The organism is Glutamicibacter sp. BS14 (assembly GCF_056934375.1).
Genome location: NZ_CM167801.1, coordinates 3,784,154 through 3,800,278, shown reverse-complemented (window position 1 = coordinate 3,800,278; position 16,125 = coordinate 3,784,154). Strand labels below are relative to the sequence as shown.

Genomic DNA, 16,125 nt, shown 5'->3' with positions numbered 1-16,125 from the left:
CGGGAAGGGGAGGGGGAATTGGGCAGCTGGTGCAGCCTGGTTCCCCCTCCCCTCCTGCTCTAACCTCGATAGCTGCTAAGCGACTAAGGCAACCACAAACACTTGACTTAGGCATCATTGTTCAAGGGGCCACTCGAAATGGGCATAGTGTGGGATATGAGCGAGGCTGCGACTGACTCATCGACGGTGACTCGACTCGTCTTCCAATTGCGAAAGAGGGAAACCGAACGTGAGAACTTATGTCGTTACTGGCGCTGCTTCCGGTATTGGCGCGGCCACTGCAGGATTGCTTCGAGAACGTGGGCACAAGGTCATTGGAGTTGATCTACGCGATGCTGAGGTCACTGCTGACCTATCGACGCAGGCGGGCCGGCTAAGCGCCATCAGCCAGACCCTAGAGCATTCCGAAGGCAAGATTGACGCGGTCATCGCGGCCGCAGGCATCTCGGCTCCTAAGGCGATTACCGTCTCGGTAAACTACTTCGGCGTAACCAGGTATCTGGAAGGCCTGCTGCCTGCATTGGGACTCTCGCAGTCACCACGCGTGGCCGTGGTTTCCTCGATGGCCTCGATCCAGCAGAATTCCGCTGAACTCGTTGATGCATTGCTTGCAGGCGACGAGGAAGCAGCTCTGGCCATTGGTGCAGCCTTGGAAGCCGCTGGCCCGCAATCCGGTTACCTGAATTACCCGTCCTCCAAGCGTGCGCTGAGCCGCTGGGTTCGCCGCGAGTGCATCTCGGAGAAGTGGGCCGGCGCAGGGATCCCATTGAACGCTGTGGCTCCTGGCACCGTGATCACCAACATGACTCGGGACCTATTGGCGACAGAAGAAGGCAAATCGATGGTTGACCAGAATGTGCCGATGCCATTGAACTACCACTCTGAAGCCGTGGTAATTGCCAAGCTACTGCTGTGGCTAACGAGTGCAGAAAATACTCACGTCACCGGGCAAACGATTTACTGCGATGGCGGTGCCGAGGCTACGCTCCGCGGGGACGATATCTGGAGCTAGCCCAATTAGCCGGGTATGGCGAAGGACACTATTGGTAACGCGTTCTGAAGTGGCGCATCCACTGCGTGCTTGATATAGTTATGGAGTTGTCGCAATCGCGAATGACACCGTAGTTTTCCCATGGCTAGCCATGAGGTATAGAGTTACGGCGATCATAGCGTGGGGGAAACGCCCAGATCCATACCGAACCTGGAAGCTAAGACCCACAGCGCCGATGGTACTGCACTCGGGAGGGTGTGGGAGAGTAGGTCATCGCCGGGCATAATTTGCCGAAGGCCCCGAACTTATGTTCGGGGCCTTCGATGTTTAACCGGACTCTCGCGCAGCGGACTTAAAGCCAATGGCGGCTTGGAGTTCAATTTCCAAGCCGCCATTGGCGCTAGCCAGTATTAGGCGTTGTCCAAGCGCAGACCGCTTTCCGTATCAAACAGGTGCGCGTGCTGCAGATTTGGTGCAATATTGATGCGCTGTCCACGTGCGGGAGGCGTACGGCCGTCAACACGAACCACGACTATCTGAGTTTCGCCGCCTAGCTCTGCCGAACCGTAGATGTAGGCATCTGCGCCGAGCTCTTCAACAACGTCGACAACAATCTCCACGCCTTCGCCGGCACCGACAATCTCGATGTCCTCTGGACGGAAGCCCAATGTGACTCCACCCTGTGCTCCAGGCGCATCGATAACAGCTGAACCGAAAGCAACCTGTCCATTGGCAGACTGCAACTGCACCAGGTTCATGGCAGGGGACCCGATGAAGCCTGCGACGAAGACATTGCGTGGGCGATCGTAGAGCTCACGAGGAGTGCCTACCTGCTGCAACTCGCCGTCCTTGAGTACAGCAACGCGGTCACCCATAGTCAAGGCTTCCACCTGGTCGTGGGTCACGTACACGGTCGTGACACCGAGCCGGCGGGTCAGCGACGCAATCTGGGTACGGGTCTGCACGCGCAGCTTTGCATCGAGGTTGGACAGCGGTTCGTCCATCAAGAACACCTGGGGCGAACGAACGATGGCGCGACCCATGGCCACACGCTGACGTTGGCCGCCAGACAAGGCCTTGGGCTTGCGGTCCAAGTACTTCTCCAGATCGAGAAGCTTGGCTGCTTCCAGCACGCGCTTCTTGCGTTCCTCCTTGTCGACGCCGGCGATCTTCAAGGCAAAGCCCATATTCTCGGCAACGGTCATGTGGGGGTACAGCGCGTAGTTCTGGAAGACCATGGCGATGTCGCGGTCCTTAGGCGGAACGTTGGTCACATCCTTATCGCCAATGAGAATACGACCGGAGTTTACTTCTTCCAAACCAGCGAGCATGCGCAGGGTGGTGGACTTGCCGCAACCCGAGGGGCCGACCAGGACAAGGAATTCTCCATCTTGGATTTCCAAGTCGATAGCGTCGACGGAAGGCACAAGTGCGCCCGGGTAAATGCGGGTGGCCTTTTCAAAGGTCACAGTTGCCATGATGACAATCCTTTCACGGGCAGGTACGTGCCCGACGATCCGTAGTGAAAGTGAGTTGGGACACTTCAGTGTCGCATGGAAATCAGACTTTTCAAAAGGTGTGGTAATTCACTTGGCGAAAGGATATTATGCGCGGCCGCAGTTGGTCCAGGTCCCACCTTGATGCCCAGATCCGCTGCGCCAAGAACCTTGAATCCGTTCTCGTCGGTCACGTCATCACCGACAAAAAGGACCGCTTGGACGTCGAGTACTTCACGCAACCACTGCAGGCTCTGGCCCTTATCGCCATGATGCACGGTGGCCTCTAGCACCGCTTTGCCTTCAAGCAATTTGATGCCGTCCAAATCACCTAGCGCCTGCCGCGCCTGTGCCAGGGCCTTGGCGGCAACATCAGGTGCTGCCTGGCGGACGTGCAGGACCGTGGCCGACGGTTTGTACTCCACGCTGGCGTTCGCGTGCATCGCAGCAACGCGTTCCAGGCGCTGGGTAATTTGCCCGAGCAGCTCGGACTGCCTAGCGGTCAGCGGCTCATCGTGCCAGATCGCGCCCAGCTGTGGCGGAACCAAGCGCTCGGCACCGTGCGAACCAATGCGAATCTCTGGACGAGGCTCAGGATAGACCTCGCTCAAGGACTGCAGGTTACGCCCCGACACCACCGCGGTGTATACCCCGGGACTGGAAGCCAGCTGCTCGAAGGCAGCAGCAGACTCTTCCAGCGGCCGGGCCTCTCGCGGCCGGTCAACCAGCGGGGACATCGTTCCATCAAAGTCCAAAGCAACTAGTACCCGCTGATGGGCAGCAAATTCAGCCAGCGCGGCCTGCAGGGCAGGGTCAAGGTCAGGCAATGGTATTCCTCATCGGAGATCAGGATTCCTGTCGGAATCTTCTAGCGAACGATTTCGTGCACGGAGGTGGCCGCGTTGATCTCGGCCAGCTCGGCTAGGAAATCCTCGGACCACTTCGAGACGTCGTTGAGTGCCAAGTGGCGGTTCATGCGTTTCATCCGGCGTTCCTGCTCTGCCTCATTCATCTGAACCGCTTCAACGATCCTGGCCTTCATCCCGTCGATGTCGTGCGGGTTGACCAGGACAGCCTGGGTCAGCTGATCGGCAGCGCCGGTGTACTCCGAGAGCACCAGTACACCGCGACCATCCTGGTGCGCAGCGACGAACTCCTTGGCCACCAGATTCATCCCATCGCGCAGGGCCGTGACCAGCAGGACATCGGCTGCCAGATACATGGCGATCATTTCGCGCAGCGGATAGGACTGGTGCAGGTAGCGCAGGGTGGTGTGGCTCAGGGTGTCATGCTGGCCGGTGATCTGCCCGACCATGAGCTCCACCTGGTCACGCAGCTCGATGTAGCTGTCCACGTTTTCCCGGCTGGGGCTGGCTACCTGGATCAGGCAGACATCACCGGCGCGCAGAGTCTGGTCGGAGAGCAGCTCGCCATAGGCCTTCAGGCGGTGGCGAATGCCCTTGGTGTAGTCCAAGCGGTCCACGCCCAGCATGATGGTTTTCGGATTGCCCAGCTCATGGCGGATCTGGGCGGCACGGGCAATGATTTGCGGATCGCGTGCGAGCTTGGCGATTTGCTCGGTATCGATGGAAATCGGATGCGCATTGGCACGGCAGAGATTCTGCATGTCGTTACCGGCTGGGGGCGAAGCCACATCGCCCTTGGTGGAGTAGTCGGTGAAACGGCGCAAGCAGCGCAGGAAATTGCTCGCATCGGTTTCGCGCTGGAACCCGACCAAGTCCGCGCCGGCCAGTCCCTGCAAGATCTGGGTGCGCCAGGGCAGCTGCGAAAACAGGCTGGCCGCCGGGAACGGTATGTGCAGGAAGAAGCCGATTTTCAGATCGGGTCGCGCCAGCCGCAGCATCTGCGGAACCAGCTGCAGCTGGTAGTCGTGGACCCACACGGTAGCGTTCGGAGCAGCGATTTCCAGTACGGCATCGGCGAATCGCTGGTTGATCCTCTTGTAGCGGTCCCACCAGGTGCGGTGGTACTCCGGTGGCACGATGACGTCGTGGTAGAGCGGCCAAAGCGTCGAGTTGGAGAAGCCCTCGTAGTAGAGGGTCAGGTCATCCTCATCCAGGGGGACCGGAACCAGATGGATGTCATCCTTGTCGAAGCTCTCCAGCTTCTCGCCGATACCGCCATGCCAACCCACCCAGGCACCTTCGGACGCAGCCATGACCGGTTCCAAGGCGGTAACCAAACCACCGGGCGAACGCTGGAATCCTTGCGATCCGTCAGGATTGGTGATGCGATCCACCGGAAGGCGGTTGGCTACAACCACAAAATCGTAGGAATTTTCGGTCTTTGTACTCGGCGCTGGGTTACCCACTGCAAACCTCCTGGTTTGTTCAATCTGGTTCACCGGCGTGGTGCAGATTCGTCGGTTCTGAGTGAATGACTTCTCGTCAAATTTCCTCGCTCTTGCTATTTAGCCTAGTGAAAACTGACTGCTAAGGGAACGAAGGGACGGATTTCTCCGTCATATGGGCTACTTCTGCGCATGTGCCGCGTGGTCAGCTAAGGACCGGCAGCAAAGAAACGATATCCGCCGATGACTTGGTTTAACGCTCAACTTAAGGTTTTCGAAGCACTTTGGGTGCTGTATGCGAAAGATATGTGAGTCCTGTGAAGGTGGGGGAATCTTGAGTTTTCAAGGATATTGGCGCTCGGAGTTGGCTAAGCTTGACTCCAGATGATAGTTGTCCGCTGACCAAGGAACCGCCAAATTTATGTCTACAAATAACCCGCGCCCATCGAAGGCAGAGCGAACCGCGAGTGCCCGAGAGAAGGCGGCGCAGATGCGTGCCGCTCAAGATGCCGCTCAGAAGCGCAAGTCGCTTTTCGTGAAGCTGGGCGTATTGGCCGCAGTCATTGTGGTCATCGCACTGGTAGTTACCTTGATCGTGCAGAACAACAACGCAAAGGTGGCAGACTCCGGCGCCGTGCCGCAGGGCGCTACCGCAGCCGGTGGCATCATGGTCACCTCGCCGGACACTGTCGCAGAGAAGTCCATCGAGAATGTGGATATCAAGACGCTCGAAGCACCTGCCGAGGCGCCATCGCCTGCTACCCCACGCGACCTGACGGTGGCTGAAAAGGGCGAACCGATCAACATCGCCATGTACGTTGACGCCAACTGCGTTCACTGTGCAGACTTCGAGGCTACCTACGGGGACCAGATCGAGGAATGGCTGGCCAACGGCGACGTCACCGTTGAATACCGCAACGTCGGCTACCTTGACCGTGGTTCAGCAACCAACTTCTCCTCGCGCGGCGCCAACGCATTGGCTTGCGTCGCCGACGAAAGCCCAGAAGCCTACATGGGCTTCGTCAAGGCACTGTGGGGCCACTACCCAGAGGGCGAGATGAAGAACGCCGAGCTGGCCGATCTGGCGATCCAGAATGGCGCTGCGCAGTCCGTTGAAAGCTGCATCGCAGATGACAAGTTCCGTCCATTCGTCCAGTACACCACTACTGCCGGCCAGTACGATGGCGTGGCTGGCACCCCATCGATCTTCGTCCAGGGCAAGGTAGTCGATCTGGCAAAGGAAGACTTCCCAACCGCAGTGAAGGAAGCAATCGCTGCCAACAAGTAAGTCGAACCGGTAGACTCTGGACAATTGTTCGGGATCCGGTAGTATCCTTATTGATCTCGCACCCCGACCGATGGGAAGGAAGCCAATGATGGCTTCCTTCCCATCGGCATTTAACTCGGAGCATCGCCAATTCGCAGTGCCGCAGGGTTTTCGGATATTCTTATTCGGTACGCCCCCTTAGCTCAGCTGGCCAGAGCGTCTGTCTTGTAAACTGAAGGTCACCGGTTCGAATCCGGTAGGGGGCTCTGACCTGGTCCTGGACCAGCAACGGGAACCGTGTCCATGAATCTTCGTGGCGCGGTTTCTTTTTTTAGCCCCAGGTCTTGCCCGAGCCAGCGTCGCGCCTATGGCAGGCTCAAAGATCCCGCCGGTAGAATTTTGCGCAGAACCTATATTTGAGGAGCCGACCATGGCCGGAGGCCTTGCAGCACTATTGGACGACGTGGCGGCGCTGGTGAAAGTCACCGCGGCATCGCTTGATGACATCGCGCTGGGCGCTGGCAAGGCCAGCACCAAATCGCTAGGCGTCGTCATCGACGATGCGGCAGTCACCCCGCAGTACGTGGCCGGACTCTCGCCCAAGCGCGAGCTTCCAATCATCTGGAAGATCGCCGTTGGGTCTATCCGGAACAAAATGCTGTTCATCCTTCCGGTGGCGCTGATCCTATCGCAGTTCGCTCCATGGGCGCTGACCCCGATCCTGATGATCGGTGGCGCCTATCTGGTTTTCGAAGGCGCCGAGAAGCTGCTTGAGGCGATGGGCGCGATCAAGCACCACACTCCGGGCGGCAAGGAGGGAGTGCGCGACGAGAAAGCGATCATCGGATCGGCAGTGCGCACAGACCTCGTGCTTTCCGCGGAGATCATGGTCATCTCGCTGAACGAGGTGTCCCACGAGCCATTCTTGAATCGCGCGCTGATCCTGATTGTGATCGCCATCCTGATGACCGTCGTGGTCTATGGCGCCGTGGGCTTGATCGTCAAAATGGACGACATCGGACTGCACATGGCCGCCAAGCCGCGCCAGCTCACGCAGAAGATCGGGCGCGGCCTGGTCAAGGCGATGCCCATCGTGATGTCCATCCTGAGCAAGGTCGGCGTGATCGCGATGCTCTGGGTCGGCGGGCACCTGCTGCTGGTCGGCATGGACGAACTGGGCTGGCACGCACCGTACGGCTTCGTGCACCACGTTGAACTGCTGGTCCACGACGCGACCGGTCAGGCCGGCGCCGTGCTGGGCTGGCTGGTGAACACCGCCTTCTCCTGCCTTGCCGGTTTTATCATGGGTACCGTGATTACCGTCATCATCCTGGGCATCCAGAAGCTGCGCCACAAGGGCAAAGCCGAAGCAGACCACTAGGAACAGGAATCAGCCAGATGCCCGCGCACGTAGAATAGAGAAGTTGCCGCCCGGACTCGGTCTACCGGTCCAGCCCAACTGTCTGGCCTACGTGGAAAGATCGATGCGTGTTGAGTAGAGAATTGACAGATCAGGCCACCGCCCGCCATGCGCGCGGAGCCTACTTCACCCCGGAACCCGTTGCCAGCTTCATGGCGCAGTGGGCGCTGGGGGAGCAAGGATCCAAGGTCCTGGAACCCTCCTGCGGTGAAGCGCAATTCCTTGCCGCTGCCCATCCGGTGCTTGCAGATGGCCGAGACCGGGTCGAGCTGGTGGGCCTGGAACTGCACGAACCATCGGTGCAGGCCGCCCGTGAGCGGATGAGCGCCGCCGGGATCGACGCGCGCATCGAGCACGCCAACTTCTTCGAGGTCACCGGCTACGCCGAGTACGACGCTGTCATCGGCAACCCTCCCTACGTGCGCTACCAGCTGCACCGCGGGGCTGACCGGCAGCTCTCGCGCGCCGCGGCCAAAGCCTCGGGCGTGGAACTGAATGAACTTGCCAGCATCTGGGCCGCTTTCGTCGTGCATGCCACCAGCTTCCTTGCCGTCGGCGGGCGCCTGGCCCTGGTGCTTCCGGCAGAGCTGATGTTCGTGAACTATGCCGGGCCTGTCCGCCAGATGCTGCTTGAACGCTTCGCCAGCGTGCACCTGGCCGTCTTCGAAGAGCGCTTGTTCGCCGACGCGCAGGAAGAAGTGGTGCTGCTGCTGGCCGAGGGCTACCGCGAAGGGGCTAGCGGTTCCTTCAACCTGCACCAATTCCGCAATGCGCTGGATCTGCAAGCCCTGGGCGAAGGCACCCGCCACACCCCGGTGCGCATGAACGAGCGCTGGACCGGTTCCCTGGTCGGCCTTGAAGCCCAGGGGATCTTGTCGGCGGCACTGGCCGCCGGCCGGATGGCGCCGCTGCAGTCCTGGGGCGAAACCTCGCTGGGCGCGGTCACCGGCAATAATAAGTGGTTCACCCTCTCGGCCCAGCAGATCCAGGACCTGGGGCTGGCCCGCGAGGACCTGATCCGGATCTCGCCTCCGGGCTCGCGCCACCTGCGCGGGCTGGAATTGAGCGAGGACGGCTGGGAAAAGCTCGCCGAGCACGGGGCAGCTGCCTACATGTTCCGCCCCGGCGCGGAACCCAGCGGTGCTGGTGCGCGCTTTGTGGCCAGCGGTGAACTGCAGAACGTCGACCAGGCCTACAAGTGCAAGGTGCGCTCGCCATGGTGGCGGGTGCCGGTGCTCTCGGTGCCGGACCTGTTCATGACCTACATGAACGCCGACACCCCGCGGTTGACCGCCAACGAGGCCGCGGTGCACCACATCAACTCGATCCATGGGGTGTACCTCGGCGCCGATGCGCGCGAGCTGGGCCGCGAGCTGCTCCCGGTGGCATCGCTCAATACCCTGACCATGCTCGGAGCCGAAATGGTGGGCCGCTCCTACGGCGGCGGCATCCTGAAGCTGGAACCGCGTGAAGCCGACCAGCTGCCGGTCCCGGCGATCGGCATGGTGCAGCGCTATGCCCGGCAATTGCGTGCCATCAAGCCGGCGGTGCGTGAACTGCTGGTGCAGGGGCGCAAGCAAGAGGCCACCGACCTGGTGGACCGCGTGGTGCTCGAGCAGCTGCTCGGCTTGGAGCCGGATGCGCTGGAGGCGGTCCGCACTGCGCGAATGAATATGCTCGAACGCCGCAAGGCCAGAAGCAAAGCCGTGAGGGGATGAACGTGGCCAATCCTGCGATCGAAAAGACCTTGGCCTTTGCCGAATTCGATACCACGTTGATGTCAGCGGCGAAGGATTCGCCCTGGCTGGGCAATGGCGCGGTAACCGAGGAATTCAACCCGTCCTTCCCGGTGCTCGAACGCCTGCTGAGCATCCCGGTCCGCAACAAGGCGGTCACCCGATCGGGCCGCTTTGCCCAGGGCGTGGACGCATGGCTGGCCCATGAATTGCGCCGTGCCGGATTCGATGCGGATCTGGTGTGGCCGCGTCCCGAGGCGCCCCGGGTCTTGTCCAGCGACATCCTGGAACTGCTGCGCAAGCTGCCGGAGCGGCTGGCCGACGAGGTGCACGAGTCCATCATGGCGGGCAAGGCGGGCAGCATCGACGCGCGCATCCTGGGCCGCGCCTACATGAAGCAAACCGACGTGGTGATGACCCATTGGTCCACCGGTCCCGAGCTGCTGCTCAGCACCAAGGCGATGACCTCATCCTTCGGCAAGAACCTGGCCAACCGCTATGAAGAGGCCTATGGGGATGCGGCTAACCTGCGGGCCCGCTACCCGCTGGCAGCCGTCGGGTTCTTCTTCGTGCAGCGTGCCACGATCCTGGAATCCGAGCCGGCCGCCTTCCGCCGCACCGTGGACATGATCCGCAAGCTGCGCGACTTCGGCGACGGCTTCGGGTACACCGCCACCGGCCTGCTGCTGGTGGATTGGGATGAGAGCGCAGAGGATCCCGAAGTGAAATGCGTCCACGCTCCGGTGCCCGCGGATATTGCCGCGCCGCAGTTCCTCAACGCCATGGTCGATGCGGTCCTGAAGGTCACCCCGATTGACCTGCACGAGGCCGCTCGCGCTCGCCGGGCCGGAGAAGTTGCCCCGCTGCCGGGCCACGGCTCCGTGGACGAACAGCAGGACGCCCTGTTCTAGGCGGTCACATCACCGGCACGGCGGAGGCCGGATCATCGGATCCGAACTGCGCGGCGAATCCCTGGACCGGGGCCGGGCCGGCCATGAGGCTCGGGGCTGGCATCGCACTTTCGGGAAGGTGGATGGCCACGTGGTCCTCGGAGGCCTGCGGCAATTGCGCGGCCCACTGCCATGCGGCCTCGGTGGCCCGGTAGATGAACTTCAGCTGCCCATCGTGCTCGAAGCTGCGCTCGCGCTGCCACAGTTCCGAGCGCTCGTAGAAGGCCCAGGATGCCGGGTTCTGCGAATCGATGACGCTGATCGGAGTTTTGCCCGAACGCAGCGCGTGGGCAAGGCGCAGCGACGTCGCATGCTGGCGGATGCCCAGGCGGCGGTAGTCCGGGCGCACGGCCATGCAACCGAGCTCCACGGCGTTCATCGAAGAAGTCGGGGCAATGATGGAATCATGCACGAGGCCTGCGGCAACCAAGGTGCCCTGGTCGCGCACGGTCACAAGCAGCGAGAGCCGGTCGAACTTCTGGTTCCAACGCTGGTCGACCAGGGGGTAAAGGGTCGCTAATTCGGCGCGCTGGGCCGGCTGAACGCATAGGGATGACAAGGAAAAGTTCAGGTTTTCAAACACTGGGTACGGTCCTAAATTCTAAGAACGAACGAAAGATGAGGCTTTTGCGCGGTGGAAAAATCCACTGCGCGGTTTCGTTGGCCTTGAGGGGACCGATGCCGGCGGCTTCCGGCAACTTCCTTGTAGGGTCCAGTTTGAGCTCGATGAGCTAGAAAAATTATGGAGTCTAAAGTCCCTTTTTGACAAGTGGAAATGGGTACTTTTAGGTGAATCGCAAATAAACTATTCGGCGCTGTTTTTCTGCTCTACTCATTGCCTGAACCGCGACTGTTCGAACCTGCGCTGGAAGCGGCATTTCGGCGTGTTCCGGGGACGGATTCCGGGCGCTGGAACCGGTGGCCGATTTGGAGTGAGGTCCACGGCCCGGTAGGATTGCTTATGCGCTTGGCTTGCAAGTCAGGGCGCAGATGGATCTTTAGCTCAGTTGGTTAGAGCGTTCGCCTCACACGCGAAAGGTCGCTGGTTCGAGTCCAGTAAGATCCACCAAGAACGAAAGCCACCGCAATGCGGTGGCTTTCGCTGTTTCCGGGACAGCCAGGATCCTAGGCGCCAAGCAGCTGGTGCACCATGGGCTTGACCTCTTCTCCGAGCAACTTGATGCTGTTCATCATCGCCTCGTGCGGCAAGGAACCGGCAGAGTACTTGATGTCAACGCGCGACAAGCCCAGCTGCTGGGCCACCTTGGCCATCTTCCGTGCCACAGTTTCCGGGCTGCCGGCCATCATGGCTCCCTCGGGCCCCATGGAAGCCTGCAAGCGCATCTTGCTGGCCGGCGGCCAGCCTCGTTCGGCGCCCAGCCGATTCATGGTGCGCTGGTAATGCGGCCAGAGGGTTTCCAGGGCCTCCTGGTCGGTGGAAGCCACCAAGCCATGGAAGTGCGCCGAGACCGGCAATTCTCCATGGCCGAACTCCTTCAGCGCACGGCGGTAGAGAGTGGCCAAGCCTTCGAAGGCCGAGGGCTGGCCGCCGATAATGGCCAAGCACAACGGCAAGCCATGCCGGGCCGCGCGGGTGACCGACTGCGGGCTGCCACCCACACCCACCCAGGTGGTCAAGGGCTGGTCTTCCAGCAGCGGGTAGATCTGCTGGTTGCGCAAGGCGGCGCGGTGCTTGCCCTGCCAGGAAACCGGCGTGCCGTGGCGGAGCTTGGCCAGCAGATGCAGCTTCTCTTCGAACAGGTCCTCGTAGTCTTCAAGATCCAGGCCGAAGAGCGGGAAGGATTCGATGAAGGAGCCGCGGCCTGCGATGATCTCCACTCGCCCGTTGGAGATCGCGTCCAAGGTGGCAAAGCGTTCGTAGACGCGCACCGGGTCGTCGCTGGAGAGCACGGTCACCGCGGTGCCGAGCTTGATGCGCTGGGTAGTGCTGGCCAGGGCGGCCAGAACCATTTCGGGGGAGGAGATGGCATAGTCATCGCGGTGGTGCTCGCCGACACCGAAGAAATCAAGACCCGAGGCTTCGGCCTGCTGCCCCTCGGCGATGACATTGCGGATCACCTGGGCATGGCTCAGCGGGTTGCCCTGGGCATCCTCGGTGATGTCGCCGAAGGTCTCGGCTCCGATTTCTGGCAATGGGAACTGCGTATTCATTGGATCCTCCGGATTATATGCAAACACATCTAACTTCTGCATGGTGCAACCAACTGCCGAGCGCCGGTATTCCAGTGGCCGAAAATACCCTTAAATGTGTTCGGCGATACCTCCCGAATTCGCCACGTTCCCGACAACTTTTCATGCACGGGTTGTATGGTGAATCCCATGGGAAAAACTTTGGATGAGGGGGCATGATTCGTGGCGCATCGATCTAGCGAGGAACAGGCCGCCTCGTCGAATGCCGTAGGCGAGGATCCGGCTCCGCTAGCTGGCGTCTTGCCCCGCATTGCCACTAGTGAGATCAACATGGGCTTCCATCCGGCAGAGCCCGCCGAAGAGCCGGCAACGGCATCTGAACTACCGCTCAATACGGCGGTCAGCGCCAACGTGGCGGCTGCCGATGTCTCGGATATCGAGTGGCGCACCGGCCAGGTCCACACCACCGATGAGGGCATTACCCTCATGCCTACCCGCGCCAACCCGGTGGCCCGTCGGCTGCTGGCGAAAATGTGGATCTCGGATACCCCTCCCACCGAGGCGCTGAACATCGTTGAGCGCCTGCAGGGCACCCCCTACGCCAACCCCAAGGTCAATGTGGACCAGGACGCGTCCAACCGGCGCACCATGGAGTTCGCGCTGGATTTGGGCGAGACCTTGATCCGCTACGGCGCAGGCGCCTTGGAAGTGGAAACCAGCGTGATCGCGGTGACCGCGGCACTGGGCTTGAGCCACTTGGATGTGGACATCACCAACCAGTCCCTGCATTTGAACTACAGCCCGCCGGACGCCGAAAGCTACTCGGTGCTGCGTGTGGTCCGCTCCTACACCTCGAACTACGCCGGCATGGTGCTGGTGCACGAACTCGTCTCGGATATCATTGCCGGCGGCGTATCGCGATCCGTTTCAGCGAAGCGGCTGAAGGACATCACGCGGCAGCCCAAGCCGTTCCCGCGCTGGATCGTCGCCTGCGGCCGGGCCGTGTTCGCGGCCGCGTTCGTGCTCTTCATTGGCGGCTCGTGGGCTGGTGCGCTGGTGGCGATGCTGTCCTCGAGCCTCGTGACGCAGATCGGCCGATACGGCTCGCGCTGGAGAGTGCCCGAGTTCTTCACTATCGCGGCCTCGACATTGGTGGTCACCGGCATTGCCTTGCTGGGGCATCAATTCCACGCTCCGCTGGATCCGGCGCTGGTGGTCTCTGGCGGCATCTTGCTGCTGCTTCCGTCGGGCAGATTCGTTTCGGCATTGCAGGATGCCATCAACGGCTTCCCGGTGACAGCGGTAGGCCGGTTGTTCTCGGCCAGCCTGATCTACGGGGCGATCCTCTGCGGAATTGCTACGGCCCTGGTGATCTCGGATCTGCTCGGGGGAGAGAAGGTCGACGTTCACCAGATCGTCCAAACCGACTATCCGGCCTGGCTGCTGGTGGTCTTGGTGGGCGTGGCCATTGTCGCCGGTGCGGTCACCGAGCAGAGCGCGCTGCGCCTGCTGCTGCCTACCGCCGGCATTGCGGTCGGCGGCTACCTGGTGCAGCTGCTGGCCGAAAGCATTGGACTCGGAGACCGGGCTACCCCGGCGCTGGTCGCCACGGTGATCGGTTTCGCCGCGCGGCTGGCGGCGGACAAACTCCGCTCCCCGCAGCTGGTGCTAGCGGCTCCTGCGGTCATGTTCCTGCTTCCGGGCCTGATGATCTTCCGCGCAATGTACGGCATCGTCATCAACGTCAATGACACCGCCACGGGACTGGTGGAGATGTTCAACGCCATGGCGATCATGCTCTCCATCGCTGGCGGCGTCGTCTTCGGCGATACGCTGTGCCGTCCATTGACCTCCAGCGCCCGGCGTGAGCGCCGGCGGATCCGCCGACGCTAGGCTTTCGGCAACGACCAGTCAACCGGCTTCTGTCCGCTGTCGGACAGGAGCCGATTGATGCTTGAGAAGGGCTTGGAGCCGAAGAACCCGCGCGAGGCTGAGAGCGGCGAGGGATGGGCGCTTTGCAGCTGCACGGCGTTGGACAGGGACTCGGAGAGTTTCTGCGCATGCTTGCCCCAGAGCAAAGCCGCCGGAGGCCGCGGACGGTCATTGAGCGCGGTGAGGATGGCTTGCAGAATTGGCGCCCAACCCAGCTTCTGATGCGAGCCGGCATTTCCAGCGGCTACGGAGAGCACCTGGTTCAGCAGCAAGACGCCTTGGGAAAGCCATGGACTGAGGTCTGGATGCGCGACCGGCTCCAGTCCCAGATCGGAGTGCAATTCCTTGTAGATATTGGCCAAGGAGCGCGGCAGCGGACGCACCTGCTTGTTGGCCGCGAAGGCCAAACCGTTTGCGTGGCCGGGTGTCGGATATGGGTCTTGGCCAACAATTAGGACCTTGACTTCGGACAATGGCAGGCTCAGTGCGCGGAACATCACCTCCGGTGCCGGCAGGATCTGTTCACCGGCCGCCGAACGGGCCGCCAAATCGGTGGCCAGGGAACGCAGCAGCGAGTCCTGCTCGCAGAGTGCCGGTACCCAGTCTGCAGCGATAAACCCGTGGTCGGCCATGGAATGGGCACCATGGTAGAACGGGAAATCAGCCGCTTCGTACACTGGTGTCCGAGCTGGCTGGGGTGCATCGAAAAGTGCTGGCTGCAAATCGTCCATAGGGGTAATTGTGCCGTTTTTCTGGCGTGCCTGTGCTCGGCCACACGGTGTTAGGCAAGCAGATTGGTTAGAATATCGGTGGTATGTCTACCGATGGTGGATTACATGCATAACCGAAACCCGAGAAAACTGGTCCAAGGACAGAGGTGAGAACGTATGGCTGAGAATGAATTGCTGGTGGATTTCGTCATGAACCCGGATTCGGAATTGGATGAGCGTTCGCAACAGATCCTCAACCTGGAAAAGTTGTGGTGGAAGTATGCCGGGGCCAAGGAACAAGCCATTACCAAGCAGTTTTCGATGTCGCCGACGAATTACTACCAGCTGCTGAACCAGCTGATTGAAACCGACGCGGCACTGGCCTACGACCCGATGTTGGTCAAGCGCCTGCGCAGAGCACGTTCCACAAAACGTCGCGTGGGCGGTAAGGTCGGCACGGGACGATAACCCTGCCTGCCGTGACCAATCAGACCTCGAGCAAGGACAAGAATGACCAACTACCCGCGTGACGAATTTGATCGCGTTCCGGAGTTCAGCACCCGTGTGGGTTCGCACCACGCCCACGGATGGGCGCAGTCCGCCGCGTCGAAGTCAACCGGTGGGAAATTGCGCTGGGTAGTGCTGACCGCTGTACTCGTGCTGGTGATCGGTGCCTTGTCCTTCATCTTCGGCCCTCAGCTCAAGGAGACCCTCGCGACTTCCACGGGAAGCGACACCTCGCAAACCCAGGAAGTCACCGCCGAGCCCTCCGTGGAACCCACACCTAGTGAATCCGCATCGCCAACGAGCACCATCGATGACGAAGACGTGCTCTACGGCCAGCTGATTGGCGTGTACAACGCGGCAAGTGTTGCCGGTCTGGCTAATGAAGGCGAAGACGCCATGGCCGAAGCCGGGTTCACCAGCATTGTGGCCGACAACTGGACCAGGCCCGCAGAAGTCTCCACGGTTTATTACATGTCCGAGTCCTACCGCACTACCGCTGAAAAAGCTGCAGAAATCCTGAATATCGACGAAGTTCTGCAGACCAGCAACATTCCGAACCGGGTCACCGTGGTTCTGGGCTCCGATGACACCCTGGGGCTAAACGAATAATTCGTTCATAATTCCATTCGCTCAGAGCCGATCGGCTTGCACTCG

Annotated in this window: 14 protein-coding genes, 2 tRNA genes and 1 rRNA gene; 11 read left to right on the top strand and 6 right to left on the bottom strand. The window is 60.9% G+C overall.

Going from position 1 to position 16,125, the window contains the following annotated elements; genetic code table 11:
- Window positions 1-229: 229 nt before the first annotated feature.
- Both AC1Z36_RS17820 and rrf read left to right on the top strand, forming a co-directional pair.
- Window positions 230-1,012: an SDR family oxidoreductase gene (locus AC1Z36_RS17820; RefSeq protein ID WP_105659108.1), complete on the top strand. Its 783-nt coding sequence runs from the start codon at window positions 230-232 to the stop codon at window positions 1,010-1,012.
- A gap of 144 nt (window positions 1,013-1,156) precedes the next feature.
- A 5S ribosomal RNA gene (gene rrf / locus AC1Z36_RS17815) occupies window positions 1,157-1,273 on the top strand.
- A gap of 128 nt (window positions 1,274-1,401) precedes the next feature.
- Here rrf and AC1Z36_RS17810 read toward each other — a convergent pair.
- The 3 genes from AC1Z36_RS17810 to AC1Z36_RS17800 all read right to left on the bottom strand — a co-directional run bounded on the left by AC1Z36_RS17810 (window position 1,402) and on the right by AC1Z36_RS17800 (window position 4,819).
- Entirely contained in the window at window positions 1,402-2,469 is a 1,068-nt protein-coding gene (locus AC1Z36_RS17810) for an ABC transporter ATP-binding protein (protein WP_105659109.1), read from the bottom strand.
- A 65-nt stretch (window positions 2,470-2,534) separates the two neighbouring features.
- Window positions 2,535-3,314: a trehalose-phosphatase gene (gene otsB, locus AC1Z36_RS17805; protein WP_105659110.1), complete on the bottom strand. Its 780-nt coding sequence runs from the start codon at window positions 3,312-3,314 to the stop codon at window positions 2,535-2,537.
- A 41-nt stretch (window positions 3,315-3,355) separates the two neighbouring features.
- Window positions 3,356-4,819, bottom strand: a complete 1,464-nt coding sequence (locus AC1Z36_RS17800) for an alpha,alpha-trehalose-phosphate synthase (UDP-forming) (RefSeq protein ID WP_402741893.1) — start codon at window positions 4,817-4,819, stop codon at window positions 3,356-3,358.
- 400 nt (window positions 4,820-5,219) lie between these two features.
- Between AC1Z36_RS17800 and AC1Z36_RS17795 the strand changes: the two genes are divergently transcribed.
- The 5 genes from AC1Z36_RS17795 to AC1Z36_RS17775 all read left to right on the top strand — a co-directional run bounded on the left by AC1Z36_RS17795 (window position 5,220) and on the right by AC1Z36_RS17775 (window position 10,132).
- Window positions 5,220-6,086, top strand: coding sequence for a DsbA family protein (locus tag AC1Z36_RS17795; protein ID WP_105659112.1), 867 nt, complete (start codon window positions 5,220-5,222; stop codon window positions 6,084-6,086).
- Between the two features lie 171 nt (window positions 6,087-6,257).
- Window positions 6,258-6,331, top strand: a tRNA-Thr gene (locus AC1Z36_RS17790).
- Window positions 6,332-6,495: 164 nt separating this feature from the next.
- Entirely contained in the window at window positions 6,496-7,446 is a 951-nt protein-coding gene (locus AC1Z36_RS17785; RefSeq protein WP_105659113.1) for a DUF808 domain-containing protein, read from the top strand.
- Between the two features lie 122 nt (window positions 7,447-7,568).
- Complete coding sequence (locus AC1Z36_RS17780) at window positions 7,569-9,203, top strand: HsdM family class I SAM-dependent methyltransferase (RefSeq protein WP_483561553.1); 1,635 nt, start codon at window positions 7,569-7,571, stop codon at window positions 9,201-9,203.
- Entirely contained in the window at window positions 9,200-10,132 is a 933-nt protein-coding gene (locus AC1Z36_RS17775; RefSeq protein ID WP_105659115.1) for a hypothetical protein, read from the top strand. The genes AC1Z36_RS17780 and AC1Z36_RS17775 overlap by 4 nt, the downstream gene beginning before the upstream one ends.
- A gap of 4 nt (window positions 10,133-10,136) precedes the next feature.
- Here AC1Z36_RS17775 and AC1Z36_RS17770 read toward each other — a convergent pair whose 3' ends face one another.
- Entirely contained in the window at window positions 10,137-10,754 is a 618-nt protein-coding gene (locus AC1Z36_RS17770; RefSeq protein WP_105659116.1) for a GNAT family N-acetyltransferase, read from the bottom strand.
- 409 nt (window positions 10,755-11,163) lie between these two features.
- Between AC1Z36_RS17770 and AC1Z36_RS17765 the strand changes: the two genes are divergently transcribed.
- Window positions 11,164-11,240: transfer RNA gene (locus tag AC1Z36_RS17765), tRNA-Val, on the top strand.
- A 56-nt stretch (window positions 11,241-11,296) separates the two neighbouring features.
- On the opposite strand, the gene AC1Z36_RS17760 is transcribed toward AC1Z36_RS17765, so the two are convergent.
- Window positions 11,297-12,343 carry an LLM class flavin-dependent oxidoreductase gene (locus tag AC1Z36_RS17760; RefSeq protein ID WP_105661591.1) on the bottom strand — a complete coding sequence of 349 codons (1,047 nt, stop codon included), beginning with the start codon at window positions 12,341-12,343 and terminating at the stop codon, window positions 11,297-11,299.
- A gap of 201 nt (window positions 12,344-12,544) precedes the next feature.
- On the opposite strand from AC1Z36_RS17760, the gene AC1Z36_RS17755 reads away from it, so the two are divergent.
- Window positions 12,545-14,215 carry a threonine/serine exporter family protein gene (locus tag AC1Z36_RS17755; RefSeq protein WP_105659118.1) on the top strand — a complete coding sequence of 557 codons (1,671 nt, stop codon included), beginning with the start codon at window positions 12,545-12,547 and terminating at the stop codon, window positions 14,213-14,215.
- Here the strand turns inward: AC1Z36_RS17755 and AC1Z36_RS17750 are convergent.
- The gene (locus AC1Z36_RS17750) at window positions 14,212-14,985 is read right to left on the bottom strand and encodes a uracil-DNA glycosylase (protein WP_483561552.1); all 774 of its coding nucleotides are present in this window, start codon (window positions 14,983-14,985) and stop codon (window positions 14,212-14,214) included. The two genes, AC1Z36_RS17755 and AC1Z36_RS17750, sit on opposite strands and share 4 nt — an antisense overlap.
- A 156-nt stretch (window positions 14,986-15,141) precedes the next feature.
- Between AC1Z36_RS17750 and AC1Z36_RS17745 the strand changes: the two genes are divergently transcribed.
- Together AC1Z36_RS17745 and AC1Z36_RS17740 are read left to right on the top strand one after the other, a co-directional pair.
- Window positions 15,142-15,432: a DUF3263 domain-containing protein gene (locus AC1Z36_RS17745; protein WP_105659120.1), complete on the top strand. Its 291-nt coding sequence runs from the start codon at window positions 15,142-15,144 to the stop codon at window positions 15,430-15,432.
- A gap of 42 nt (window positions 15,433-15,474) precedes the next feature.
- A complete protein-coding gene (locus AC1Z36_RS17740) occupies window positions 15,475-16,080 on the top strand; it encodes a LytR C-terminal domain-containing protein (protein WP_105659121.1) in 606 nt (201 codons plus the stop codon).
- Window positions 16,081-16,125 lie beyond the last annotated feature (45 nt).

Bases quoted from the DNA above. Each gene is read 5' to 3' on its own strand.
- AC1Z36_RS17810 (WP_105659109.1), bottom strand. From the start codon at position 2,469: ATGGCAACTGTGACCTTTGAAAAGGCCACCCGCATTTACCCGGGCGCA.
- AC1Z36_RS17795 (WP_105659112.1), top strand. From the start codon at position 5,220: ATGTCTACAAATAACCCGCGCCCATCGAAGGCAGAGCGAACCGCGAGT.
- AC1Z36_RS17785 (WP_105659113.1), top strand. From the start codon at position 6,496: ATGGCCGGAGGCCTTGCAGCACTATTGGACGACGTGGCGGCGCTGGTG.
- AC1Z36_RS17775 (WP_105659115.1), top strand. From the start codon at position 9,200: ATGAACGTGGCCAATCCTGCGATCGAAAAGACCTTGGCCTTTGCCGAA.
- AC1Z36_RS17760 (WP_105661591.1), bottom strand. From the start codon at position 12,343: ATGAATACGCAGTTCCCATTGCCAGAAATCGGAGCCGAGACCTTCGGC.
- AC1Z36_RS17750 (WP_483561552.1), bottom strand. From the start codon at position 14,985: ATGGACGATTTGCAGCCAGCACTTTTCGATGCACCCCAGCCAGCTCGG.
- AC1Z36_RS17745 (WP_105659120.1), top strand. From the start codon at position 15,142: ATGGCTGAGAATGAATTGCTGGTGGATTTCGTCATGAACCCGGATTCG.
- AC1Z36_RS17740 (WP_105659121.1), top strand. From the start codon at position 15,475: ATGACCAACTACCCGCGTGACGAATTTGATCGCGTTCCGGAGTTCAGC.